This is a genomic window from Ensifer sp. LC384, from assembly GCF_001695865.1.
Taxonomy (GTDB): Bacteria; Pseudomonadota; Alphaproteobacteria; order Rhizobiales; family Rhizobiaceae; genus Ensifer.
Window position 1 is genome coordinate 204,478 of the sequence record NZ_MBST01000089.1, and the last position, 24,724, is coordinate 229,201.

Genomic DNA, 24,724 nt, shown 5'->3' on the forward strand with positions numbered 1-24,724 from the left:
TTCATGCGCATTGCCGTCGGCGGTATCCATACGGAGTGCAGCACCTATTCGCCTGTGCTGATGACGACCGAGGATTTTCGGGTGTTGCGTGGTGCGGATCTGCTGCAGGCGGAGTACTTCGATTTTCTCGACGCTGACGGCATCGCGCATCTACCGCTGTTGCACGCCCGCGCCGTGCCCGGCGGGCCGGTGTCACGGCCGACCTATGACGCCTTCAAGGCTGAGTTTCTCGAGCGATTGCAACAGGCTTTGCCGATCGACGGGCTCTATCTCGCCATGCACGGGGCGATCAAAGTCGACGGCATGGAGGATGCGGAGGGGGATTGGATCTCTGCCGCTCGAGCCATCGTCGGGCCGGACTGCCCGATCGCCACCAGCTATGATCTGCACGGCAATGTCAGTCAGCGCATCATCGACCAGATTGACATCTTCGCGGGCTATCGCACGGCGCCGCACATCGACACGCGCGAAACGATGATCCGTGCCTGGACGATGCTGATTTCAGCGCTGCGCAGCGGCAACCGCCCGGGTGTGGCCTGGGCAAAGATTCCCGTGTTGCTGCCCGGGGAATGTACTTCCACTGAAGATGAGCCGGCCAAAAATCTCTACCAGCAGCTGCCCGATATCGACGGCCGGCCGGGTGTGCTCGATGCCAACCTGATGGTCGGCTATGTCTGGGCGGACGAGCCGCGCGCAACGGCTTGCGCCGTGATCACGGCGACCGACCGGGCTGCTGCAGAGCAGGCGGCCGTCGACATCGCGGCAGCCTACTGGACGGAACGTCGCAACTTCCGCTTCGGCCCGGTGACGGGCCCGCTCGACGCCATGCTCGATATCGCCGAACAGACGACGACAACCCCCATCATCCTTGCCGATTCCGGCGACAACCCGACCGGCGGCGGTGTCGGCGACAGGGCGGATGTCCTGAAGGCGCTGCTTGCGCGGGGGTGGCGCGGTGCCCTGATCGCCGGTATCACCGACCGTCCGGCAGTCGATGCCTGCTTTGCTGCCGGCGTGGGCGAAAATCTGATGCTGAAGATCGGCGGCAGCCTCGATCCGGCGAGCCCGGTTGCGGAGATGCTGGTGGAAGTCGTGCGGCTTGATGATCCCGGTCCGGAAAAGGAGCGTCAGGCGGTCGTGCGTGTCGGTGCGATCGACGTCGTGCTTTCGGCCCGACGCCGGCCTTACCACGATATCGCCGATTTCAGCCGTCTCGGCCTTGATCCGAGGGGCGTCCGGCTGCTGGTGGTCAAGTCAGGCTATCTCTCGCCAGAGCTGGCGCCGATCGCCAACCCCAACCTGATGGCCTTGACCGATGGTGTCGTCAATCAGGACATTGCCCACCTTGCAAGCCTGCATCGTTCTCGACCCGTCTTTCCCTTCGATCTGGAATTCGACTTTACGCCCGAAGCGAAATTCTCGGCGCGTTGGTCGAACGCCGACTGAGGCTGCGCCATCCGCATTCACCTGCCCGGCCTCCGGGCAGGCCTGCCCCTTTTTAAACTCCACCCGCTTCGCGGACGCCTTCCATCATGACTTCCACCCTCCTGAGCGCCATGCGCAACCCGGCAATGCGGGTCAGCATGCTGGCGATTTTTTTGTTCGGTTTCGCCGGGGCAGCGACGTCGCCCTATCAGTCCGTCGTCGGCATCAACGAACTGGGCCTGAGTGACGGACTCTATTCGCTCCTCATCCTCGTCGCTTCGACGGTGAATGTTATCGTCAGTGTTTCGATCGGCATTCTGGCCGATCGCGTCGGCAATTACCGGGTGCTGATGTCGACGGCGATCCTGTTTGGCGTCGTCGGCTACGGAATCGTCTATCTCCTGCCGAATCAATCGAGCTTTGTCGTCAGCGTGCTTCTGTTCCTGCCGATCTACGGCGCACTCTACACGCTGCTCTTTGCGAACGTGCGCAGTGTCGCCCGACGCATGAGCGGACAGGACGCCGGCGCCTTGACGACCGGTGCGCGCGCGGCGATATCGCTTGCCTGGGTGTTGGTGCCGGGGCTGGTGGGCTTCGCGCTCGCCGGTGGCAAGAGCATGCTTCCCGCCTATCTGCTTGCCAGTCTCGGATGCGCGACCAACCTGCTCCTGGTCTTTTTCTCCTTGCCGAACGAGCGCGGTGTCGATCCGAACCTGGGCAGGCGCCTTTCCTACTGGATGTCCTTCGGTGAAATCCTCGCACCGCGCATCTTCGCCCGGGTGGTTGCGGTGGCGATGATCACCTCGACATTGCATATCAATGCTGCTGTCCTGCCGCTGATCATGACCGATGCCGTCGGCGGCAGCGTCACGGATATCGGCATCGTCGTCGGCGTCGTCGCGTTCCTCGAGGTGGTCTTCATCCTCGTTTGGGCGCGCATCCAGGTGAACCTGCTGCCAGCCAAGGCACTGGCGCTCGGCACCGTCATCTACATCGGCTACATGGTCCTGCTCGCACTGTCGTCGGCGCCGTGGCACATCTATGCGCTGACACTGATCAGCGCCTTTGGCGCTGCTGCCCTCATCACGATCCCCATTACCTACCTGCAGGAATTGATTGCCGATCGTCCGGGGCTCGGAAGCTCGCTGATCTCGGTCAACATCTTCATGAGCGGCGGTCTTTGTGCGGCACTTTTTGCGCTCGGCACACGCATTAGCGATTATTCCGGAACCGCACTTCTCGGAGGCCTCGGCGGATTGGCGGGCCTCGGTCTGCTGCTCTTCCTCGAAGGTGGCAATCGAACTACCACTGCCGCCCAGTGAGAGCGGGGAAAAGGGGCGCCAGGTCGGCGCCCCAAGGTCTTCGTCAGTTGCCGAGGATGCCCGGCAGGCGCAGGCCCTTGTCCTTGGCGCAGTCGAGCGCGATGTCGTAGCCGGCGTCGGCGTGGCGCATGACACCCGTTGCCGGGTCGTTCCAAAGAACCCGCTCGACGCGGCGGGCGGCCTCATCCGAGCCGTCGCAGCAGATGACGACGCCGGAATGCTGCGAGAAGCCCATGCCGACGCCGCCGCCATGATGCAGCGACACCCAAGTGGCGCCAGAGGCGGTGTTGAGCAGGGCGTTCAGCAGCGGCCAGTCGGAGACGGCGTCCGAGCCATCCTTCATCGCTTCCGTTTCGCGGTTCGGCGAGGCGACGGAACCGGAGTCGAGATGGTCGCGGCCGATGACAACAGGGGCCTTGAGCTCACCGTTTCTGACCATTTCGTTGAAGGCGAGGCCAAGGCGATGACGGTCGCCGAGACCGACCCAGCAGATGCGCGCAGGCAGGCCCTGGAACGAGATGCGCTCGCGCGCCATGTCGAGCCAGTTGTGCAGGTGCGTGTTGCCAGGGGTAAGCTCCTTGACCTTGGCATCCGTCTTGTAGATGTCCTCCGGGTCGCCGGAGAGTGCGGCCCAGCGGAACGGACCGATGCCGCGGCAAAAGAGCGGGCGAATATAGGCCGGTACGAAACCGGGGAAGGCGAAGGCGTTTTCGAGACCCTCTTCCTTGGCGACCTGGCGGATGTTGTTGCCGTAGTCGAAGGTTGGGATGCCCATGTCCTTAAAGGCGATCATGGCTTCGACATGCTCGCGCATCGAGGCGCGTGCAGCCTTTTCGACAGCCTTCGGGTCGCTCTCGCGCTTGGCCTTCCACTCGGCCATGGTCCAGCCCTTCGGCAGGTAGCCATTGACCGGATCGTGCGCTGAGGTCTGGTCGGTGACCATGTCAGGGCGGATGCCGCGGCGAACCATTTCCGGCAGGATTTCGGCGGTGTTGCCGAGCAGGCCGACGGACTTCGCTTCGCCGTTCTTCGTCCAGCGGGCAATCATTTCCATCGCCTCGTCGAGCGTCTCTGCCTTTTCATCGACGTAGCGGGTGCGGAGGCGGAAGTCGATCGAGTCCGGGTTGCACTCGACGGCAAGGCATGACGCGCCCGCCATGACGGCTGCCAGCGGCTGTGCGCCGCCCATGCCGCCGAGACCGCCGGTCAGTACCCACTTGCCCTCCAGATTGCCGCCATAATGCTGGCGGCCGGCCTCGACGAAGGTTTCGTAGGTGCCCTGAACGATGCCCTGCGTGCCGATATAGATCCACGAGCCGGCAGTCATCTGGCCGTACATCGCCAAACCCTTCTTATCCAGCTCGTTGAAGTGGTCCCAGGTCGCCCAATGCGGCACCAGGTTGGAGTTGGCGATCAGGACGCGCGGCGCATCCTTATGGGTGCGGAAGACGCCGACCGGCTTGCCGGACTGGACCAGCAGGGTCTCGTCCTCGTTGAGGTCCTTCAGGGTGTCGACGATCTTGTCGAAGTCGGCCCAGGTGCGGGCGGCGCGGCCGATGCCGCCATAGACCACCAGCTCGTGCGGGTTTTCCGCGACGTTCGGGTCGAGGTTGTTCATCAGCATGCGCAGCGGCGCTTCGGTCATCCAGCTCTTGGCGTTGAGCGTGGCGCCCTGCGGCGCGCGCACGTCGCGAATATTATGGCGCGGATTGTTCATGGTCATGCCTCGCTCCCTGTCAGCGTTTTAAGGTCGAATGCGGTGTTCTCGATGCGTTGAAGAATGGCCCGAAGCGGCACGCGCAGGCGCTCCGCCTTGCCTGCGTCGAGCGCGAATGGCGGCTCTTCGGCGGCAAGATGGGTCGATTGCGCCAGCTCCATCTGGATGGCGTGCACGCCGGTTTCCGGGCGCCCGTAATGGCGGGTCGTCCAGCCGCCCTTGAAGCGGCCGTTGAGAATGCTGGTGTAGCCATCGGCCGAAGCGGCGATGTCGACGGCCGCCTTCTCGATGGCCGGCGCGCAGGTCCGGCCCATGTCCGTGCCGATGTTCAGGTCCGGCAACTTGCCGTCGAACAGGAACGGGATATGCGAGCGGATAGAATGGCAGTCATAGACGATGGCGATACCGTGGATCGCCTTGACCCGCTCGATCTCCGCCAGAAACGCGGCGTGATAGGGCGCATGGAATCGGCGCAGGCGCTCTGCCGTGTCGGTCTCCGTCGGCGCCTCACCATCTTTCCAGATCGGCAACCCATCGAAATCGGTCTCCGGAATGAGCCCGGTCGTATTCTGCCCGGGATAGAGGCTCACATTTTCCGGATCGCGATTGGCATCGATCACGTAGCGGTGGAAGGTGGCGCGAACGACGGTGACATCCGGCAGAAGGCCTTCATAGAGCTTGTGAATGTGCCAGTCGGTGTCGGCAAGCAGACGCCCGGTGTCGTTGAGACGCTCCCAGATCTCCGTCGGCACATCCGTACCGGTGTGCGGAAAACCGAGGATGACGGGTGAGGTGCCCTGGCGGACTTCGAATACGCTCATCTCAGGCCTCTAGTTTTGGCAGAATGCCGGCAGAAACAGCCGTGTTCAGCGTGCCAGCAGCGATCAGCTCGCCGGCGGCCTGCAGATCGTCGGCGAGGTAGCGGTCTTCCTCGATCGTCGGCGAGACGGCACGCAGAGCTGCGGCGGCCTTTTGCAGCTCGGGGCTTGTGGCCAATGGCGCGCGGAATTCGACGCCCTGGACGGCTGTCAGCGCCTCAATGCCGATGATCGAGAACAGGTTGTCGGTCATCTGCAGCAGGCGGCGTGCGCCATGGCAGGCCATAGACACATGGTCTTCCTGATTGGCCGACGTCGGGGTGGAATCGACCGAGGCCGGATGCGAAAGCTGCTTGTTTTCTGACATCAACGCCGCCGACGTTACTTCGGCGATCATCAGGCCGGAATTGAGCCCGGGCTTCTTGGCGAGAAAGGCCGGCAGCCCGTAGGACAGGGCCGGGTCGACCAGAAGCGCAATGCGCCGCTGCGAAATCGCGCCGATCTCGCAGACCGCAAGCGCGATCTGGTCGGCGGCAAACGCCACGGGCTCGGCATGGAAATTGCCGCCGGAGACCACGGAATTGTCGGAAAGCACGAGCGGGTTGTCGGTGACGGCATTGGCTTCGATTTCGAGCACGCGCGCAACCGAACGCAGCAGGTCGAGGCAGGCGCCGTCCACCTGCGGCTGGCAGCGAATGCAATAGGGATCCTGCACTCGCTCGTCGCCTTCGATATGGCTTTCGCGAATGGCGGAGCCTGAGAGAAGTGCACGAAGTGCGGCGGCAGTGTCGATCTGGCCCTGATGGCCGCGAAGCGTGTGAATGTCAGGATGGAAGGGTGCAGACGAGCCCATTGCCGCATCGGTCGACATTGCGCCGGTGATAAGGGCCGCCTGGGCGGCGCGGTGGGCGCGGAAGAGGCCGGCGAGCGCCAGCGCGGTGGAGGTCTGCGTGCCGTTGATCAGCGCCAGTCCTTCCTTCGCGGCAAGCACGACCGGCGTCAGTCCGGCCTTGGCAAGGGCCTCTCCGCCGGGCATGCGGCTGCCTGCAAAGAACGCCTCGCCGTGTCCCATCATGACCGCCGCCATATGGGCGAGCGGCGCCAGATCGCCGGATGCGCCGACCGAGCCCTTTTCCGGTATGACCGGGATCACGCCCTTGTCGAGCATGGCTTCGATCAGCCGAACCAGTTCAAGGCGCACACCGGATGCGCCGCGGCCGAGAGAAACGAGCTTCAGCGAAAGGATCAGGCGGACGATGTTTTCTGCGAGCGGCTGGCCGACGCCGCAGCAATGCGACAGGATCAGGTTGCGCTGCAAGGTGGCGACGTCGGCGCTGTCGATCTTGATCGATGCCAGTTTGCCGAAGCCGGTGTTGATACCATAAACCGGCGCATTGCCGGCAACGATCTCGGCGATGCGCCTGGCTGCCTTTTCAATGCCGGTGTCGAAGGACGGATGCAGACGGGCAGGCTCGCCGGTCCAATAGATGGTCTCGAGATCCCTCAGCGGAACCGAGCCCGGATGCAGAATGATGGTCATAGACCGGTCCTTTCGCCCTTAAAGATGCGCAGATGAAGTGGATTGAAGCCGATGCGGTAGACGAGCTCGGCCGGATCCTCGATGTTCCAGAGTGCGAGATCGGCGGACTTGCCGGCTTCGAGGGTGCCGGTTTCGCCGAGAAGCCCGAGCGCACGCGCCGCCTCGCGGGTGACGCCGGCGAGGCATTCGGCAACCGTCAGCCGGAAGAAAGTCGCCGACATGTTCATGGTGAGCAGCAGCGAGGTCAGCGGCGAGGTGCCGGGATTGCAATCCGTCGCGATGGCGATATGCGCACCGGCGGCGCGCAGCACGTCGACCGGCGGTAGCTGCTTCTCGCGCAGCGCGTAAAACGCGCCAGGCAGCAGCACGGCGACGGTGCCCGATCTGGCTATCGCCTGTGCGCCGTCAGCGTCGAGATATTCGAGATGGTCCGCAGACAATGCGCCGTAGGAGGCGGCAAGCTTGGCGCCGCCGAGGTTCGAAAGCTGTTCGGCATGCAGCTTGACCGGCAGGCCGAGGGCCTTGGCCCGATCGAAGACGCGGGCGATCTCGGCGGTGGAAAAGGCGATGCCTTCGCAAAAGCCGTCGACGGCATCGACCAGCCCCTCGGCGTGGGCGGCATCAAGACCTGGTAGCACCACTTCGGCAATGTAGTCGTCGTTGCGCCCCTTGTATTCGGAGGGTGTCGCGTGCGCTGCCAGATAGCTTGTAACGACCCGAACCTGACGTTTGTCGCCAAGCTTGCGCGCGGCGCGCAGCATGTTGAGCTCGGCATCAATATTGAGGCCATAGCCGGACTTGATCTCGACCGTCGAAACGCCTTCGGCAAGCAGGGTGTCGAGCCGCGGCAGGGCGCTTTCGACGAGCGCGTCGACGGAGAGCGCATTGGTTGCCTTGACCGAGGAGACGATACCGCCCCCGGCCCGGGCGATTTCCTCATAGGACGCACCTTCAAGCCGCATCTGGAACTCGCGAGCGCGGTTGCCGCCGTGGACGAGGTGCGTGTGGCAGTCGATGAAGGCGGGCGTCATCACCCGGCCTTCGCAATCCGTGGCTTCAAGCGTGCGGGAGAGGTCGGTGGGAAGGTCGCTCTCGGCACCGGCAAAGGCGATGCGTCCGTCGACGACAGCCACCGCGCCTTTTTCGACCATGCCGAGGCCGTCTTGATTGGGACGCAGGGTCGCAAGGCGGAGATTGCGCCAGATGCCGGACGCGTTTGCGGTGGTCGAAAATTGACTCATCAGCCGATCCCCTTCTGTTGGATATAATGTATATACATAATAATCGCTCGACAAGAGGAAAATTGACTTGCCGTTGGAAAAGGAAAGGGGATGTGCAAGGGATTGATGCCGAACGACGGGATTCAAACGCAAAAGACCCCGGAATTGCAGCTCCGGGGTCTTGCAAAATGGCGTCGATGAAAACTGGCCGTTCAGGCCGGATGGGCGGCATTCATGCGCAATCGCTCGACCAGGTCGACGAAGCGACGTCCGGCAATCTCCAGGCGACCGCTGTTGTCGATGAGCGTGACGTCCGGCCCCGATGTCACATCAGGCACCTGTCGGGAGAGCCGGCGCAGCACATCCTCTTCGCTTTCGCGTCCGCGCTCGGCAAGACGCTTGGCAAGCACGGCGGGTTCGGCCGTGATGACCGTGATGGCGATATTGCCGAAGGCGGCGCGGAATGCCGGCAGGGCGCTGCGGCTGCCGTTGACGATGGCCGTCGTGCCGTTTTCGACATTGCGGCGAACGTCTTCGGGAATGCCGTATTTCAGGCCGTGCGCATCCCAGGACACGGCGAAGGCACCTGCCTGCTCCATGTCGACGAACTCCGCGACCGAAACGCTTTCATGCACCTCGCCGCCGGCGTCCGACGGCCGCGTGATCACGCGGCGAACGAAGTGGATATCGGCGCAATCGGAAAAGTGCCGGGCGGCAAAGCCCATGACGCTGTCCTTGCCGGCCCCGCTCGGGCCGACCACGACGACGAGCGCGCCGCGCCTGAGTTCGATCTGGCTCATGCGACACGCCGCCCTTCGCGCCAGACCGAGCGCACCACCGGAATGCCTTCCTGACGGTGAACGCGGGCGATGTCGGCGCGCAGGCCGACGGCGATGCGGCCACGATCGTCGAGGCCCACGGTGCGGGCAGGGGTGGCGCTGACCATGGCGATCGCCTTCGGCAGGTCAATGGCTTCAAGCTCGTCGGCCAGCACGAACGGCGCGTGGATCAGGCTGAAGGGCACATAATCCGACGAAAGCACGTCGAGCACGCCGCGGTCGGCAAGGTCGCGTGCTGCGATGTTGCCCGAATGCGACTTGCCGCGAACGATGTTCGGCGCGCCCATGAGCACGCTGAGGCCGGCGCGATGGGAGGCCTCGGCCGCCTCGAAGCTGGTCGGGAACTCGGCGAGCTTGATACCGTAGCTGATCGATTCGTCGACATGGTCGATCGTGGCGTCATCATGGCTGGCGATGGTGATGCCGCGCTCGGCGCAGGCCTTGGCAAGTGCATCGCGGTGCGGGCCGGCATATTTCGCCGAAAGCGCCTGCTGGCGTTCGACGAACTTGGCGAACTCGGCATCCGACAGGCCGCGCTTGGATTTGTAGTAGAGCGTGTACTGGTCCATCGTCTGGAACTGCCGCTGCCCCGGCGCGTGGTCCATCAACGAAACGAGCTTCACCTGCGGGTCGTCCTGGAAGTCCTCGTAGTGGTCGAGCACGTCAGAGGTCGAAACCTCGCAGCGCAGATGGATCAGATGGTCGGCGCGCAGGCGGCCTTCCTGCTTGGCCTGGGCCAAGGCGTCTGCCATGCTGCGCATCTCACCCTTCTGGAAACCGCCGTCTTCGTCCGAACCGAGGCGCAGACAATCGAAGACGGTGGTGATGCCCGAAGTCACTACCTGGGCGTCGTGCGCCTGGATCGCCGCGATCTTCAGCCAGCGAACGCCGGGCCGTGGCGAGTAATGCGCCTCGAGGTGGTCGGTGTGCAGCTCGATCAGACCGGGCAGCAGATAGTCGCCTTCGAAGTCTTCGCCGGTGTTGGTGTTGCCCTTCGAGATATCGGCGATCTTGCCGTCGCGGATCAGCACCGAGCCGTCGAGGATACTGTCCTCTAGAACGATGCGGGCGTTGGTCAGGACTTGTTCTTTGCTCATCTCATGCGATCTTTCGTTGTGTCGCGCCGCCCAGTGGCAGCAGGGAATGGACCAGAAACGGTGCGCCACGGTGCGGCTCGACGAAGAGCGCAACGGACGTAACGTCAAGCGGCTTGCCGATATGATCGGCAAAGGTGCTCTCAAGCACGGTCCGCATTTTTTTTTCTGCCTCTCCCGGAACCGGCCCTGTCAGCGTCAGATGGAACTGGAACTCTTCGAAAACATAGGGATAGCCCCATGTCTTCAAGTATTCCCTCTGCCGATCCGGCAGTTTTTCCGGGTTGCGTCGCGCCATGTCTGCGTCCGACAGCGGCGCCCGAAACGGCTCAAAGTATTGCACGGACTGCGCCGCGAAATCTTGCAACGCCTCGCAATGGGTCGCAGAGACCAGGGCGAAGAACGGGCCAAGCTGATGCAGCGTGAGTTCCGGTATCTCGAAAGGCTCGAGATCAGCGGCAAACGCTTCGAAGGCTGCGATCAGCTCGGCTTCGTTGCGGTCTTGGGCAAGAGCGAAGGGCGCCTTGAGGGTGCCGTGAAAGCCGTAGCGCCGAGGATCGGCGGTCAAAGCCTGTCGCGTATCGGCATCAAGGTCGGCCAGAGCCGGAAGTTCGTTGGTCTCGCCGGTAAAGGCGTCACGGCCGAGCCAACGGGCTGCCGTTTGCGACAGCCGGTCGTCCGCCGGCGGCGCGAAATAGATTGCATAACGCACGGTCTTCACTTTCTTGTATCGACCGGCCCGCCGGAACGGCGGGTCGATTGTTCGCGGGATGCGATGCGCAGCTAGCCGATTTCCATGACAACATCATGATGGCTACGGCGCAAAATGCTCATTCTCGTCAATGCGCTTTCTGCCCCATCAGCCGTGAGCGGCAGGCGTTCGAGATGCTGTCGAAAATGAACACGACCAGCAAGATCAGAAGCACCATATAGGCGACATTTTCCCAATCGGAGTTGGTGCGCATCGCTTCCCAGAGCTTCAGGCCGATGCCGCCGGCGCCGACGGCACCGATGATCGTTGCCGAACGCGTGTTGGATTCCCAGAAATAGAGCGCCTGGCTGGCGAAGACCGGCAGCACCTGCGGCAGGACGCCGAACCGCTGGACGGCAAGCGGCGTGGCGCCGACGGATTTTACGCCTTCGCGCTGCTTGTCGTCGATGTTCTCCAGCGCCTCCGAGTAGAGCTTGCCCAAGGTCCCGGTGTCGGTGAAGAAGATCGCCGACATGCCGGCAAGCGGTCCCGGACCAAAGGCGCGCGTGAAGAACAGTGCCCAGATGAACATGTCCACCGAACGCAGGAAATCGAAAAAGCGCTTGACGATCTGGTTGGTCAGGAAATTCGGGGTGATGTTGCGCGCCGCCAGGAAGCAGAGCGGGAACGCCACCAGCGAAGCGAAAAGCGTGCCGACGAAGGCCATCACCACGGTCTGCATCAGCTTGGTCCACACGTCCAGATGCTGCCATTCGGCATTGTAGAGGATGTTGCTCCAGGCGAGCGACAGGTTCGAGCGCGCAGGGTCGATGCGCTCGCCGCTCGTGATCAGCGAAAGCACGTCGCCATAACTCTTGCCGAAGAAGGGCGAGTTGGTGTCGAAGAGGAAATTGGCCCAGCCGAAGAAGCGATTGCGGATCGAGACATCGTCACCTTCGACGTCGGCCCAACCGGTCGCCCCGAAGGCGAGCGTGATCTTCTCGCCGGGGCGTTTCTGCGTGGCCCATGCGGGGAGCGCACCCTGAGGCGTTACCGTGTCCTGACCGTCGACGGCCATGGTCAGCGTCTCGCCGCGATGGGTCGCCTTGACGAGGCCATCGGCAATTTCAATCTTCGTCAGCCTGTCATAGGTGATGACGGCCCTGGTGATGATTTCCTCGGTCCGCGTCTCGACGCGGTTCTGGTCGGTTGCCGCACTGGCTGTGCCGAGCACTGCACCCGGCGCCATGAAGCTGAAGGACGACGACGTCTTCGGTTTTGCGGTTTGCCCGGTAGCAGCCGGCAACTCGACCTTCCGTGTCACGGTTTCCTTGTCGAGTTCCACCCATGCCGGATTGGGATTGTGCCCGAGCGGCGAGTTGCGCTGGTAATCGAGCGTCATCGTTTTATCGCGGGCGATCTTGATCTCGGGGCGAACCTCGTAAGAGACCCAATCGGCGAGATAGGTTCCGGCAATACCCCAATTGGCATTGCCCAGAACGTGCCCGATCGAAAAGAACCACCAGCTGAAGACGAGGTAGGCGACGAGGCCGACACTGATGAGGATCGTGCGCAGGCGCTTGTTCGAGGAACCCTGCAGCAGATGCGGGTGGCGCGAAGCGATCGCATCCATTTCGAGAGCGCTAAGTCTGGTCGTGGAGGTCATGATGCGCACCTACTGGGCAAGCTGGAAGGCCTGGTCGCCGACGAGGCGACGGCGCAGCCATGCGGAAAACTGGTCGACGGCGAAGATCGTTGCAAACATCAGGATGACGATCGCCAGCGTCTTTGCCTGGTGGCCCTGGCCGATCGACAGCCGCAGCAGCTCGCCGATGCCGCCGCCGCCAACCGCACCGATGATGGTCGAGGCGCGGACGTTGATCTCCAGGCGCAGCAGGAAATAGCTGGCGAAATTGGGCAGCACCTGCGGCACCATGCCGAACCAGACGCGCTCGATCCAGTTGCCGCCGGCGGCGCGCAAGCCCTCGTCCGGCTTCATGTCGGCGTTCTCGACTACCTCGAAGAACAGCTTGCCGAGTGCGCCGACTGTGTGGATCGAAACGGCGGCGATCGCCGGTATCGGCCCGAGCGAGAGGATCGCGAGGAAGAAGCCGGCGATGACCACTTCTGGAAAGGCGCGCAGGATTTCCATCAGCCGGCGCACGAAACCACGCACCCACGGATTGGGCATCAGGTTGCGGGCGGCGAGGAAACAGAAGATGAAGCCGAGGAACGTGCCGATGACGGTGGAGAAGATCGCGATGTTCACGGTCTCCAGCATCTTGTGCACATATTCGGGAATGTAGAAGCTCTCGGTCAGGTAGAGCCGGCCGTCGGGATAATTGTACTTGAAGCTGCCGTCGTCATAGGGCGAGGGCAGGTCGAACATGGCGCGGAAGATTTCCAGACCGTCACGCGGCGCGAGATCGGCGACGAAATCGAAGAAGTGCGGCAGGCGGTCGAAGAATTTGCCGGCGTTGGAATCGTTGGCAAACCAGAGCGAGCCGGAAAGGGCGAGCACTAGCACGGCGAAACCGAGCCAGGAGTAAAGGCGGCGGCGGGAGTTCAGCTCCTGCCAGTGACGCTCGACCAGCGCGCCGTTTTCACTCAGATGCCTCGGGAGCATGGAAGTTGCCATGAATGTTCCGGCAATGCCGGCCTCTGTCGACAGGCGCCGCAGGCGCCCTTGCAAAAAGGCGAACGCTGGCCGCTTTGGCGGCCAGCGTCCTTGAATGATCCGGAAAATCAGCCGCCGATCGTTGCCTTGCGGGCGTCGATGATCGGCTTGTAGAAGTCGGCGTTGACTTCGGTGAAGCCGGTGAAGTCGCCGCCCTGGATGGCGGAGAAGCACGCTGCATCGGTCTTCGGCAGGTCAAGCATGAACTGCTTGAACTTTGCCTTCATGTCGTCGTTCATCGTCGAGCGTACGACGATCGGGCCGTTCGGGATCAGTGGCGACTTCCAGAGCTCGACGAGGTCGTTCATGTCGAGGATGCCCTTGTCGACCATCTTCTTCAGGTTGCCCGAGGTGTAGCCATCCTTGAACTCGCCGACGCCCGAACCGAAGGTCGTGCCGGCATCGAACGTGCCCTTGACGACTTCGAGAACGAGATTTTCGTGACCGCCGCCGAAGCCGGTTTCACCGAAGAATTCCTTGACCGGCGCGCCGATCGTTTCCGGCAGGGTGACGAGCGGGATGAGGTAGCCCGAGGTCGAGTCCGGATCGGCAAAGCCGAGCTTCTTGCCCTTCAGGTCTTCGAGCTTGGTGATGCCGGAATCCTTGCGGGCAACCATGATCGAATGGTAGCCGGTCGAGCCGTCGGTCTGAACCGTCGTCAGGATCGGCTCGACCGCGTCGGCCTTGGCGAGGTAGATCTTGGCAAAACCGGAAGCGCCGAGCTCGGCATAGTCGAGCGTACCGCCGAGCAGGCCCTGGATGACGCCGTCATAGTCGGCGGCGGGGAACAGCGAGACCTTTTCGACACCGATTGCGGCCGGCAGCTTGTCGACGATGCACTGGAAGTTGCGCAGGCGGTCGGCTTCGTTTTCGCCGCCGATGATGCCGACGCGGAATTCCTTGAGGTCTTCGGCCTGGGCGTGGCCGACGAGGGCGAGCAGGGCGACGGCGCCCAGAAGAGCTTTCTTCAGCATAAGGTTCTCCCGTTTTTCCGGTCGTGCCGGATGGTATTCGGTTTCAAAGAGGTGCCCTTGACGTGGGCCTTCGATCCTGGCGGGCGTCAGATGCCGGCCAGTGCCAGCGGCTGGAGGCCGGCAGATGCCGTTTGTTCCTGCGGGATAGCCGCGGGAATGTTGATGCTTGTCGAGGTCATCGATTCCTCGATACCCGTGTCGGCGCCGTAGATCTCGGCGACGGCAGCCGCCGTCAGATCCTTTGGCTGGCCGTCGAAGACGACGCGGCCATGCGCCATGCCGATGATGCGTTCGCAATAGTTGCGCGCGGTATCGAGCGTGTGGAGGTTGGTGATCACGGTGATGCCGTCACGTTCGTTGATGTCGCGCAGCGCATCCATGACGATCTTGGCGTTGAGCGGGTCGAGCGAGGCGATCGGCTCGTCAGCGAGCAGTACCTTCGGCTGCTGCATCAGTGCACGGGCAATCGCCACGCGCTGCTGCTGGCCGCCGGAAAGCGTGCCGGCGGCCTGAAGCGCTGTCTGCTCGATGCCGAGGCGCTCCAGCGCGCCGATCGCCATGATGCGCTCTTCGCGCGTAAACATGTTGAGGATGCTGAGCACCGTCGAACGGTGGTTGAGACGACCCAGCAGCACATTGGTCAGAACATCGAGGCGCGGCACCAGATTGAACTGCTGGAAGATCATCGCGCAGTCGCGCTGCCAGTGGCGCAGGGCTGCACCGCGCAGCGACGAGACTTCCGTGCCGGCAAACTCGATCGAGCCGGACGACAGGTCGACAAGGCGGTTGATCATGCGTAGGAGCGTCGATTTGCCAGCGCCGGATCGGCCGATCACGCCGACCATCTGGCCCTGGGGAATGTCGAAGGTAACCGAGCTCACGGCTGTCTTCTTGCCGAACTGGCGGGTTACGTTCTTCAACTGAAACATTTCTAGCAGGTCCTCTTTCGGGGAGACCGGTCATCGGTATGACACCTGCCATATCGGCGCTTCATGAAAGCGAAATGTCAGTTTCTTGTCGTTTCTGTTACAGTTCACAGCCTCGTCGACATCCTTAACGGAATGTGACAATCACAGCGGGACGAAGGTGCGTCGCCGCTACCTCAGGAAGCGCTCGGGGTTGAACGCTTCGGGATCAAGGCCGTTTGCGGCGAAGCTTTCGGGCGCCGGTGCGCCAATCAGCAGATTGGCGGCAAGCGCGCCCAAGGCCGGCGATGTCAGAATGCCGTAGCCGCCCTGGCCGGCAAGCCAGAAGAAGTCCGGGCGGTCCTTGGCGTGGCCGATCACCGGCAGCTTGTCGGGAGAGAAGCTGCGCAAGCCCGCCCAGCTTTTGAAGATGCGACGGACCGGGACGATCGTCGCCTCCTCGACATAATGGGCGGCCCAGGCGACATCGATTTCTTCTGGCTGCACGTCGGTCGGTTCGCACGGCGAGGCGTCGGCGGGGGAGGCGAGCAAGCGCCCCCCTTCGGGCTTCATGTAGAAGTCTTCGTCGATCTCGTTGATCTCGGGCAGGGTCAGGGCATCGATTTCCGCGGGGAGGTCCACGGTGATCGCGGTGCGCCGATGGGGGACGATACCGACCGGCGACACACCGAAGAGGGTTGCGACCGGGTCGGCCCAGCCGCCGGCGGCATTGACAATGAGCTGCGCGCGGATCTCGCCGGCACTCGTCGAAAGCACCCAGCCGCCTGCCTCGCCGCGGGGAGCCATGACATCACTGCGCTCGATCACCTCGGCGCCGTTGCGACGTGCCCCGCGCAGGTAACCCTGCAGCAGGTTCTCGACCTCGATGTCCCAGAAATTGGGATCGTAGAATGCAGCGGCCACATAGTCGCGGCGCAGGATCGGCACCCGGACGATCGCTTCATCGACAGTCAACCTTTGCAGGTCGGGATTGGCGATGCTCTCTTCGGCAAACACGGCCTCCAGCCGCGCCGCTTTCTCCGCGTTGGCGATCATCACGCCGCCACGCCGCTTCAGCAGCGGCACGTCGGAAAACCCTTCCGGAGGCTGATCGAAGAAGGTTTTGGAGATCGCCGCGAGCTTGCACACTTCAGGGGCGTTGTAGCGCAGCACGAATTCCGCGGCGGAGCGTCCGGTGCTGTGATAGCCGAGCCCGTCTTCCCGTTCGATGACGACAACGGAGCGGTGCGGCGCCAGGAAATAGGCAAGCGAAAGGCCGGCAATGCCGCCCCCTATGATTGCCACATCAAATTCACGCATGTCCCGACCCCGCTTCTGATTTGGCCGGACCATAGGCAGCGCGCGCTACGCGTTCAAATTTATAACGGGAAATGTCACTATCAATTCAGCTGATGGTCCAGGCAGTGGTCGAGCGGGGCGGTGTCGGCCACATGCGCAAGAAAGGCAGCTTCGGCGGGATTGAGAATCGAGTTCGGGTTGGAGATGCGAAAGACATCTGTTGTCGGCAGGTTGTGGTAGGGCGGGAGCTGCCAAAGTCGACCCTCGGCGACGGCGGGCGCTGCAAGATGATCCGGCAACATGCCGATGCCGATATTGGAGGCGATGAGCCGCATCACCTCCTCGACATTGCATGACACGGCCCGCACCTGCTGGCCGAACGAACCTATGGCGCGCACTGCCGTCACGGAGTTCATGTGCTGGCCGCCAAGTACATCGGCGATGAAGGCAATGTAAGGATTGCCGCGCAGGTCGTTGAAATCGACACCCTCGGCACCGAACAGGGGGTGATCGCGGCCGCAGTAAAGCGCATAACGCTCACGCACGTGGAAGCTCTTGTTCAGCCAGGCGGGGATGTTGCCGTCGCACAGCCCCATGGTTGCGATATTGCGTTCGACAGCGCTCAGCACATCGACGGTCGTGGCCACGGTCACCGATATCGTCACCTTCGGATGCTTGCTGAAGAAGGTCGCGAGCCTCCGGTCCCAGGCGGGGTTGTGGGCATGGCTGACGACATGAATATTGAGATGGCCGGTGATTTCCTCGCCCGCCGTTTCAAGGACGTTGGGAAGCCTGATGACGGCCGCGAAGATGTCGCGGCACTGCGCGTGCAACCTGGCGCCGGCATCGGTCAGGTCGAAGCGGCCCGGACGGCGATCGATGAGCTTCTGTCCGACGGTCTGTTCGAGCCGCTTGAGCGCCATGCTGACAGCCGGTTGCTGCAGCAGGAGCCGATTGGCCGCCGCGGTAATGCTTCCTTCCTCCACCACGACGACGAAGGTGCGCAGCAGGTTCCAGTCGAGATTGTGGGCGAAGCGTTCCAGACGGTCATTGGCCATGGGGGTGGATTACGGTGGACCTCTATCGGGTGGATGGCAATCAGGCAGACAATCATCCTTCTCTGAAGAAGGTCAAGATCGCCCCGACTGCAGGGGGCCATTCCGCGGACGCATGAGGCGGTGCCTCAATTTCGTTTGAAAGCCTTGGTTCCGCTTGCCATAACCGCAAGTGGAAAAATCCGATGGGAGAGAGACATGGCCGGCAAGACGCAATTTCAATGGGATGACGCGTTCCTCCTCGAAGATCAGTTGACCGAGGACGAGCGCATGATCCGCGACACGGCGCGGGCCTATGCGCAGGACCGGCTGCAGCCCCGCGTCATTGCTGCCTATCGCGAAGAATCGACCGATCCCGAAATCTTTCGTGAAATGGGTGATCTCGGTCTGCTTGGCGTAACCGTGTCGGAGACCTATGGCGGTGTCGGCGCTTCCTATGTCGCCTATGGTCTCGTCGCCCGCGAAGTCGAGCGCGTCGATAGCGGTTACCGCTCGATGATGAGTGTGCAGTCTTCGCTCGTTATCTATCCGATCTACGCCTACGGCTCGGAAGAGCAGAAGCAGAAGTATCTGCCGAAGCTGATCAGCGGCGAATGGATCGGCTGCTTCGGGTTGACCGAGCCAGACGCCGGTTCCGACCCGGCCGGCATGAAGACCCGCGCCATCAAGACGGAAAACGGCTACCGCCTCGTCGGTTCGAAGATGTGGATCTCCAACGCGCCGCTTGCCGATGTCTTTGTCGTCTGGGCAAAGTCGGAAGCCCATGGCAACGCCATTCGCGGCTTCGTGCTCGACAAGGGCATGAAGGGCCTTTCGGCGCCGAAAATTGCCGGCAAGCTGTCGCTGCGCGCCTCGATCACCGGCGAAATCGTCATGGACAACGTCGAGGTCGGCGAAGATGCGCTGCTCCCCAACGTCGAGGGGCTGAAGGGCCCGTTCGGCTGCCTCAACCGCGCCCGCTACGGCATTTCCTGGGGCGCACTCGGTGCGGCCGAGTTCTGCTGGCATGCCGCCCGTCAATACGGTCTCGATCGCAAGCAGTTCAACCGCCCGCTCGCCCAGACGCAGCTCTTCCAGAAGAAGCTTGCCGACATGCAGACCGAGATTTCCCTCGGACTTCAGGGCTCGCTGCGCGTCGGCCGGCTGATGGATGAAGGCCGCATGGCTCCGGAAATGATCTCGATCGTCAAGCGCAACAATTGTGGCAAGGCGCTGGATATCGCCCGCATGGCGCGGGACATGCACGGCGGCAACGGCATTTCCGAGGAATACCAGGTCATGCGCCATATGGTGAACCTCGAGACGGTCAACACCTATGAAGGCACGCACGACGTTCATGCTCTGATCCTCGGCCGCGCCCAGACCGGGCTCCAGGCTTTCTTCTGAGCGGCCGATCATGGAAGCGCCGCTGAAGGGTATTCGTGTTCTTGAGCTCGCCCGCATTCTTGCGGGTCCCTGGATCGGTCAGACGCTCGCCGATCTCGGTGCTGACGTCGTCAAGGTGGAAAGCCCGGCGGGTGACGACACCCGCACCTGGGGGCCGCCCTTCGTCGCCGGCGAGGATGGGGAGAAGCTCGATGCGGCCTATTTCCACGCCTGCAATCGGGGCAAGCGCTCGGTCGTGCTCGATTTCACGACCGAGGAAGGGCAGGAGGCCGTGCGCCGGCTGGTGGCCGAATCCGACGTCCTGCTCGAGAATTTCAAGGTCGGCGGCCTCGAGAAATATGGCCTCGATTACGAAAGCCTGAAGAAGGTGAATCCGCGCCTGATCTATTGCTCGGTGACGGGCTTCGGTCAGGACGGACCCTATGCGCATCGCGCCGGCTATGACTACATCGTCCAGGGCATGAGCGGGATCATGGATCTCACCGGCGAGCCGGATCGCGAGCCGCAGAAAATCGGCGTCGCCTTCGCCGATATCTTTACCGGGCTTTACGGCGTCATCGCCGTTCAGGCGGCATTGGCGCAGCGCGAGCGAACCGGAAAAGGCCAGCAGATCGACATGGCGCTGCTCGACTGCATGACCGGCGTGCTTGCCAATCAGGCGCTCAATTTTCTCGTCTCGGGCAAGGCGCCGCGCCGGCTTGGCAACGCCCATCCGAACATCGCGCCCTATCAGGTGTTCCCCACGGCCGATGGTCACCTGATCGTTGCCGTCGGCAACGACCGGCAGTTCGTCAAGTTCTGCAACCTGCTTGGCCGCGGCGATCTGGCGACCGACGAGCGTTATCTGACCAACGCGTCCCGCGTCCAGAATCGCGACAGCCTGACACCGGCGCTTGCGGCTGAAACGGCAAGGTTAGAACGGGACACGCTTTTGACATTGCTGGAAGAGGCAGGCGTTCCGGGTGGTCCGATCAACACGGTTGCTGACGTTTTCGCCGACCCGCAGATCATGCACCGACAGATGCAGATCGACACACCGCATTCCGGTGCGGCCGGCGGAACATCGCCGGGTGTCCGTACGCCGATCCGTTTTTCCGATGCCTCTCTTGTGCTTGACCGGGGTGTTCCGCGCCTCGGCGAGCATACGGCGGAAGTGCTGGCCGAAATCGGCATGGCAGCCGTGCCTGAAAAAGCGAAAGGGTGAGAGGGTTCTCCCTCTCACCCCATCATCTCTGCAATTACAGGTACTTGAACCGGCGCGCTAAACCTTGAGCGCCCGGTTGAAGACGCGCGACAGGCGCTCTGCGAATGCGCGCGGATCCTGCGGCTTGTCGCCGTCGAGAACGCGGGCCTGATCGAGCAGAAGCTGAACGGCGTCAGCGCGGAAGGTGCTATCATCGGCCGGGCAGGCGGCGATCGCCGCAATCAGCGCGTGGCCGGGATTGATCTCGAGGATCGGCTTTGCCGCGTCGTCGAGGCGGCCGGCGCCCTGCAGCATCTTTTCGAGCTGACGGTCGGGGCCATGCTCCGGCGCCACCAGGCAGACGGCGCTTTCCGTCAGGCGGTCGGAGGTGCGAACCTCAGATACGGCTTCTCCGAGCGTTTCCTTGGCGAAGGCGACGAAGTCGGTCACCGCCTGGCTGGCCTCGGGTGCGATGTCAGCACTGCCTTCCGGCTTTGCGACGCTGCCCAGATCGGCTGAACCCTGGGTAATCGACTTCATCGGCTTGCCTTCGAAGTCCGGCGCCGACGTCACCCAGAAGCTGTCGACCGGGTCGGTCAGCAACAGCACCTCGATGCCGCGTGCACGGAAACCCTCAAGCTGCGGCGATGCCTTGAGCTGGGCGAGGTTGTCGCCGGTCAGGTAATAGATCGCCGACTGGCCGTCCTTCATGTCCTTGACGTAGTCGGCAAGGCTGCGGTGGCCGTCTTCCGAGGTGGTCGTGCGGAAGCGGGAAAGCGCGATCAGTTGCGAGCGGCGCTCGAAGTCCTCGTAAATGCCTTCCTTCAGCACGCTGCCGAAGTTTTCCCAGACCTTGTCGAAGGTCTCGCGGTCGCTCTCCGCCAGCTTTTCGATCGCCGTCAGCACCCGGTTCGTCAATCCCTTGCGAATGCTGGAAAGCAAGGGGCTTTCCTGGATCATCTCGCGCGAGACATTGAGCGGAAGGTCCGACGTGTCGACGAGGCCACGCACGAAGCGCAGATAACGCGGCAGCAATTCCGCCTCGTCGGTAATGAAGACGCGCTTGACGTAGAGCTTCATCCGGCCCTTGCGGTCCTGATCGAAGAGGTCGAACGGCTTGGAGCCGGGCAGGAAGGCAAGTGCCGTATATTCGTGCCGGCCCTCGGCGCGGAAATGCACCGTCAATGCGGGATCGTCGTACTGTCCCGAAACGCCGCGATAGAAGTCGGCGTAATCTTCCTTGGAAATCTCGCTCTTCTGCTTGGTCCAGAGCGCCGTGCCATCGCCGACGGAAACCGGTTCGGCGCCGGGCTTCTCGACGATCGAGATCGGCACCGGGACATGGCCGGACTGATCCTTGACGATGCGCTCGACCGTCCAGCGCGAGGTAAAAGTCTTGGCATCTTCCATCAGATGCAGGGTGATGCGCGTGCCGCGCGCCGGCGCCTCTGCAAGATCGGCGGCTGCGACCGTGTAGCTGCCCTTGCCGTCTGACGACCAGAGCCATGCATGGTCCGAGCCGGCGCGGTGTGAGACGACGTCGACGTTGTCGGCGACCATGAAGGCGGAATAGAAACCGACGCCGAACTGGCCGATGAGCTGCGCGCCGTCCTTGCCCTGTGCCGCTTCGATGCGCTCCATGAAGGCGCGCGTGCCCGAGCGGGCGATGGTGCCGAGCGCCTCGACGAGCTCGTCGCGGCTCATGCCGATGCCATTGTCCTCGACAACGAGGCGGTTGTTTTCCTCGTCGAGCGTCAGCTTGATGCCAGGGCTCGTATCGCCTGCCAGCAGCTCGGGCGAGACGATCGCCTCATAACGCAGCTTCTCGCAGGCGTCTGCGGCGTTCGAAATCAGTTCGCGGAGGAAGACGTTCTTGTCGGAATAGACCGAGTGCACCATGAGATGGAGCAGTCTGGCTACATCGGCTTCAAAGACATGTTTCTCGACGGACATTTCAACTTCGCTCATCGCGGTGGCAACTCCTATGGTTTTCGCCCCAATTGGCAAGCTACGTCTTGAATTTCAAGGGTCGACTTGCGGCGTCCCCGTTTCTGTACAATTCTCTGGGCACAAAGATGCCGCTGGCGACTGGCGAGACGCAGTTGCCTTTGACGTCGTGGTCGCGGGGCGAACGATCTGCGCTCGACGACAAATCGCCGTAACACTCCAGTGCTATGCTCCTGAGGTCCGGGCTGCGACAGACGTCTCGGGTCATCAATGCCGAATTCATGTCGCGGCTGCGCCGCTTGTTTCCTTGACACATGTCAACGCCCGGCCTTCTGCCTTGTGCTATTTGCTTGCAGGAGCGGGACCAGCCCTTATTCGCACCGAGGAGTGGACATCATGCCCAAGCAATCCACGATCCCGACAGTACCGACAATACCGACATTCGCCGATGCCTACGCCTTCTCGCTCGACGCTTGGCAGCGCTCGATCCTTTTTCTCGATGTCATGCGAGAGCGCGGCGCGCAGTACGAGGAGCACAGGACGCAAACCGCTCCGAACGTCTTGGAATTCGAGGCCGAGCTCATCCGCGACGGGCGCATGCTCACCAAGCCTGTGAACTATGCGCTGGTGCGGATCGTACCGCCCGATGGCGTCGTCATCGATCCGTCGAAGCGGCCGTTTGTTGTCGTCGATCCCCGCGCGGGCCACGGTCCCGGAATCGGTGGCTTCAAGGCCGACAGCGAGATCGGCGTGGCGATGAAGGCGGGCCATCCCTGCTATTTCATCGGCTTCCTTCCCGATCCCGTTCCCGGCCAGACCATCGAAGATATCGCCCATGCCGAAGCGGATTTTCTCGAAACGGTCATCGCCCGCCATCCGGACGCCGACGGCAAGCCTTGCGTGATCGGCAATTGCCAGGCGGGCTGGGCCGTAATGATCGTCGCGTCGCTGAGGCCGGAGCTCTTTGGGCCGATCATCATTGCTGGCGCGCCTCTCTCCTATTGGGCAGGGGTCAAGGGCCAGAACCCTATGCGCTATTCCGGCGGGCTTCTCGGCGGTAGTTGGCTGACCGCGCTGACCGGCGATCTTGGTGCCGGCATCTTCGACGGTGCTTGGCTGGTTCAGAATTTCGAGAACCAGAACCCCGCCAACACGCTCTGGACCAAACAATATAATCTCTATTCGAAGATCGACACGGAGGCGGGGCGCTACCTGGGCTTCGAGCGCTGGTGGGGCGGACACGTCACGCTCAACGCCGAGGAGATGCAGTTCATCGTCGATGAACTCTTCGTCGGCAACAGACTAGCTGCGGGGGAAATCCGGACCTCAGACGGAACAGCGATCGATCTTCGCAACATCCGCTCGCCGATTGTCGTGTTCTGCTCGAAGGGCGACAACATCACCCCGCCGCAGCAGGCGCTCGACTGGATTCTGGACCTTTACGACAGCGTCGACGAGATCCGCGCCTATGGCCAGACCATCGTCTACACCGTGCACGAGACGATCGGGCATCTCGGCATCTTCGTTTCCGCGGGCGTCGCCCGGAAGGAACACGACGAATTTGCCTCCAACATCGAGCTGATCGATGTGCTGCCGCCGGGTCTCTACGAGGCAGTGCTGACGCCGGCGAGCGAGGCTGCCGAGGGCAGGGACCTGGTCTCCGGCGAGTGGGTGATGCGCTGCGAGGCGCGAACGCTCGACGATATCCGCGCGCTCGGCGGCAACGATATCGACGACGAACGGCGCTTTGCCGCCGCTGCGAAGCTCTCGGAAATCAATCTGGCGCTCTACCGCACCTACCTGCAGCCGGCGATCAAAACGGTGGTGACGCCGCCAGTCGCTGAGGCGATGCGGAACATGCACCCTCTGCGCCTGCAGTATGCCTTGTTCGGTCCAGACAATCCGTTCATGGCCTGGACATCGGCGCTGGCCGAGCAGGTGCGCGAAAGCCGCGAGCCGGCGTCCCCGGACAACCCATTCACCGCTCTGCAGGAGAACCTGTCGCGCCAAATCGTCGACGGGCTGGAGGCCTGGCGACGGATGGCCGAATCCCTCTCGGAGCAGACGTTCCAGGCGATCTACGGCGCTCCCACACTGCAGGCCGCGCTCGGTATCGATGCGAAATCGACCCGGCCGCCGCGCAAGGCCGAGAAGAGTTTGCTACACCAGGGTCTCGTCGATGCACGCATCGCCGAACTCAAGGCCAGGATGACGGAGGGTGGCACTTGCGAAGGCCTCGCCAGGGCATTGCTTTTCGTCGGCATGGCGCGCGGCGGGGTTGACGAGCGTGGTTTTGAAGCCGTTCGCCGGCTGCGGCGCGCCCACCCCGGGGCCAGACAACTGAGCCTCGCCGAGTTCAAGACGTTGATGCGCGAGCAGTATTTCATGCTGCTGATCGACGAGGAGACGACCCTTGCGGCGCTCCCGAATCTGCTGCCGGAAGCGATCGAGGATCGTCGTGGCGCCTTCACGGCCCTTCGATCGGTGCTCGATGCGTCCGGCCCGCTGACGGGCCCTGCAGCCGAAAGGCTGCAACGCATGGCGACGCTTTTCGGGCTTGATAGCGAGCCGACGGTCCCGATCGCCGTCCGCAAGACCACCCCCAACCGCAGCGCATCCTGACCGAGGAAGG

19 protein-coding genes are annotated in these 24,724 nt (G+C 62.8%); 5 read left to right on the forward strand and 14 right to left on the reverse strand.

What is annotated here, in order from left to right; genetic code table 11:
- Window positions 1-3 precede the first annotated feature (3 nt).
- Both BC363_RS32850 and BC363_RS32855 read left to right on the forward strand, forming a co-directional pair.
- Window positions 4-1,446 (forward strand): M81 family metallopeptidase, encoded by a 1,443-nt coding sequence (locus tag BC363_RS32850; RefSeq protein ID WP_065784351.1) that lies wholly within the window; start codon window positions 4-6, stop codon window positions 1,444-1,446.
- Between the two features lie 86 nt (window positions 1,447-1,532).
- A complete protein-coding gene (locus BC363_RS32855; RefSeq protein ID WP_065784352.1) occupies window positions 1,533-2,747 on the forward strand; it encodes an MFS transporter in 1,215 nt (404 codons plus the stop codon).
- Window positions 2,748-2,790: 43 nt separating this feature from the next.
- On the opposite strand, the gene hutU is transcribed toward BC363_RS32855, so the two are convergent.
- The 13 genes from hutU to BC363_RS32920 all read right to left on the reverse strand — a co-directional run bounded on the left by hutU (window position 2,791) and on the right by BC363_RS32920 (window position 17,579).
- A complete protein-coding gene (hutU, locus tag BC363_RS32860) occupies window positions 2,791-4,464 on the reverse strand; it encodes a urocanate hydratase (RefSeq protein ID WP_065784418.1) in 1,674 nt (557 codons plus the stop codon).
- A 2-nt stretch (window positions 4,465-4,466) separates the two neighbouring features.
- Window positions 4,467-5,285 (reverse strand): N-formylglutamate deformylase, encoded by an 819-nt coding sequence (hutG, locus tag BC363_RS32865; protein ID WP_065784353.1) that lies wholly within the window; start codon window positions 5,283-5,285, stop codon window positions 4,467-4,469.
- A 1-nt stretch (window position 5,286) separates the two neighbouring features.
- The gene (hutH, locus tag BC363_RS32870; protein ID WP_065784354.1) at window positions 5,287-6,822 is read right to left on the reverse strand and encodes a histidine ammonia-lyase; all 1,536 of its coding nucleotides are present in this window, start codon (window positions 6,820-6,822) and stop codon (window positions 5,287-5,289) included.
- On the reverse strand, window positions 6,819-8,063 hold the full coding sequence (hutI, locus tag BC363_RS32875) for an imidazolonepropionase (RefSeq protein ID WP_065784355.1): 1,245 nt from the start codon (window positions 8,061-8,063) through the stop codon (window positions 6,819-6,821). Before hutI ends, hutH begins: the two co-directional genes overlap by 4 nt.
- 191 nt (window positions 8,064-8,254) lie before the next feature.
- Window positions 8,255-8,842 (reverse strand): phosphonate metabolism protein/1,5-bisphosphokinase (PRPP-forming) PhnN, encoded by a 588-nt coding sequence (gene phnN, locus BC363_RS32880; protein WP_065784356.1) that lies wholly within the window; start codon window positions 8,840-8,842, stop codon window positions 8,255-8,257.
- Window positions 8,839-9,978, reverse strand: coding sequence for an alpha-D-ribose 1-methylphosphonate 5-triphosphate diphosphatase (locus BC363_RS32885; protein ID WP_065784357.1), 1,140 nt, complete (start codon window positions 9,976-9,978; stop codon window positions 8,839-8,841). Before BC363_RS32885 ends, phnN begins: the two co-directional genes overlap by 4 nt.
- Window position 9,979: 1 nt before the next feature.
- Window positions 9,980-10,687, reverse strand: a complete 708-nt coding sequence (locus tag BC363_RS32890) for a DUF1045 domain-containing protein (protein WP_065784358.1) — start codon at window positions 10,685-10,687, stop codon at window positions 9,980-9,982.
- Window positions 10,688-10,814: 127 nt separating this feature from the next.
- On the reverse strand, window positions 10,815-12,332 hold the full coding sequence (gene phnE / locus BC363_RS32895) for a phosphonate ABC transporter, permease protein PhnE (protein ID WP_065784419.1): 1,518 nt from the start codon (window positions 12,330-12,332) through the stop codon (window positions 10,815-10,817).
- A gap of 9 nt (window positions 12,333-12,341) precedes the next feature.
- The gene (gene phnE, locus BC363_RS32900) at window positions 12,342-13,304 is read right to left on the reverse strand and encodes a phosphonate ABC transporter, permease protein PhnE (protein ID WP_065784359.1); all 963 of its coding nucleotides are present in this window, start codon (window positions 13,302-13,304) and stop codon (window positions 12,342-12,344) included.
- Window positions 13,305-13,411: 107 nt separating this feature from the next.
- Window positions 13,412-14,317, reverse strand: a complete 906-nt coding sequence (gene phnD / locus BC363_RS32905; protein WP_065784360.1) for a phosphonate ABC transporter substrate-binding protein — start codon at window positions 14,315-14,317, stop codon at window positions 13,412-13,414.
- Window positions 14,318-14,403: 86 nt separating this feature from the next.
- The gene (gene phnC / locus BC363_RS32910; RefSeq protein WP_065784361.1) at window positions 14,404-15,246 is read right to left on the reverse strand and encodes a phosphonate ABC transporter ATP-binding protein; all 843 of its coding nucleotides are present in this window, start codon (window positions 15,244-15,246) and stop codon (window positions 14,404-14,406) included.
- A 168-nt stretch (window positions 15,247-15,414) separates the two neighbouring features.
- Window positions 15,415-16,542 (reverse strand): FAD-binding oxidoreductase, encoded by a 1,128-nt coding sequence (locus BC363_RS32915; RefSeq protein WP_065784362.1) that lies wholly within the window; start codon window positions 16,540-16,542, stop codon window positions 15,415-15,417.
- Window positions 16,543-16,622: 80 nt separating this feature from the next.
- Entirely contained in the window at window positions 16,623-17,579 is a 957-nt protein-coding gene (locus tag BC363_RS32920) for a LysR family transcriptional regulator (protein WP_065784363.1), read from the reverse strand.
- A gap of 195 nt (window positions 17,580-17,774) precedes the next feature.
- Between BC363_RS32920 and BC363_RS32925 the strand changes: the two genes are divergently transcribed.
- Both BC363_RS32925 and BC363_RS32930 read left to right on the forward strand, forming a co-directional pair.
- A complete protein-coding gene (locus tag BC363_RS32925; RefSeq protein ID WP_065784364.1) occupies window positions 17,775-18,962 on the forward strand; it encodes an acyl-CoA dehydrogenase in 1,188 nt (395 codons plus the stop codon).
- Window positions 18,963-18,972: 10 nt separating this feature from the next.
- Window positions 18,973-20,166, forward strand: a complete 1,194-nt coding sequence (locus tag BC363_RS32930) for a CaiB/BaiF CoA-transferase family protein (RefSeq protein ID WP_065784365.1) — start codon at window positions 18,973-18,975, stop codon at window positions 20,164-20,166.
- 57 nt (window positions 20,167-20,223) lie between these two features.
- Here the strand turns inward: BC363_RS32930 and htpG are convergent, their stop codons facing one another.
- Window positions 20,224-22,113, reverse strand: coding sequence for a molecular chaperone HtpG (htpG, locus tag BC363_RS32935; protein ID WP_065784366.1), 1,890 nt, complete (start codon window positions 22,111-22,113; stop codon window positions 20,224-20,226).
- A gap of 375 nt (window positions 22,114-22,488) precedes the next feature.
- On the opposite strand from htpG, the gene BC363_RS32940 reads away from it, so the two are divergent.
- Window positions 22,489-24,714, forward strand: coding sequence for a DUF3141 domain-containing protein (locus BC363_RS32940; RefSeq protein WP_065784420.1), 2,226 nt, complete (start codon window positions 22,489-22,491; stop codon window positions 24,712-24,714).
- The last annotated feature ends 10 nt before the right edge of the window (window positions 24,715-24,724 follow it).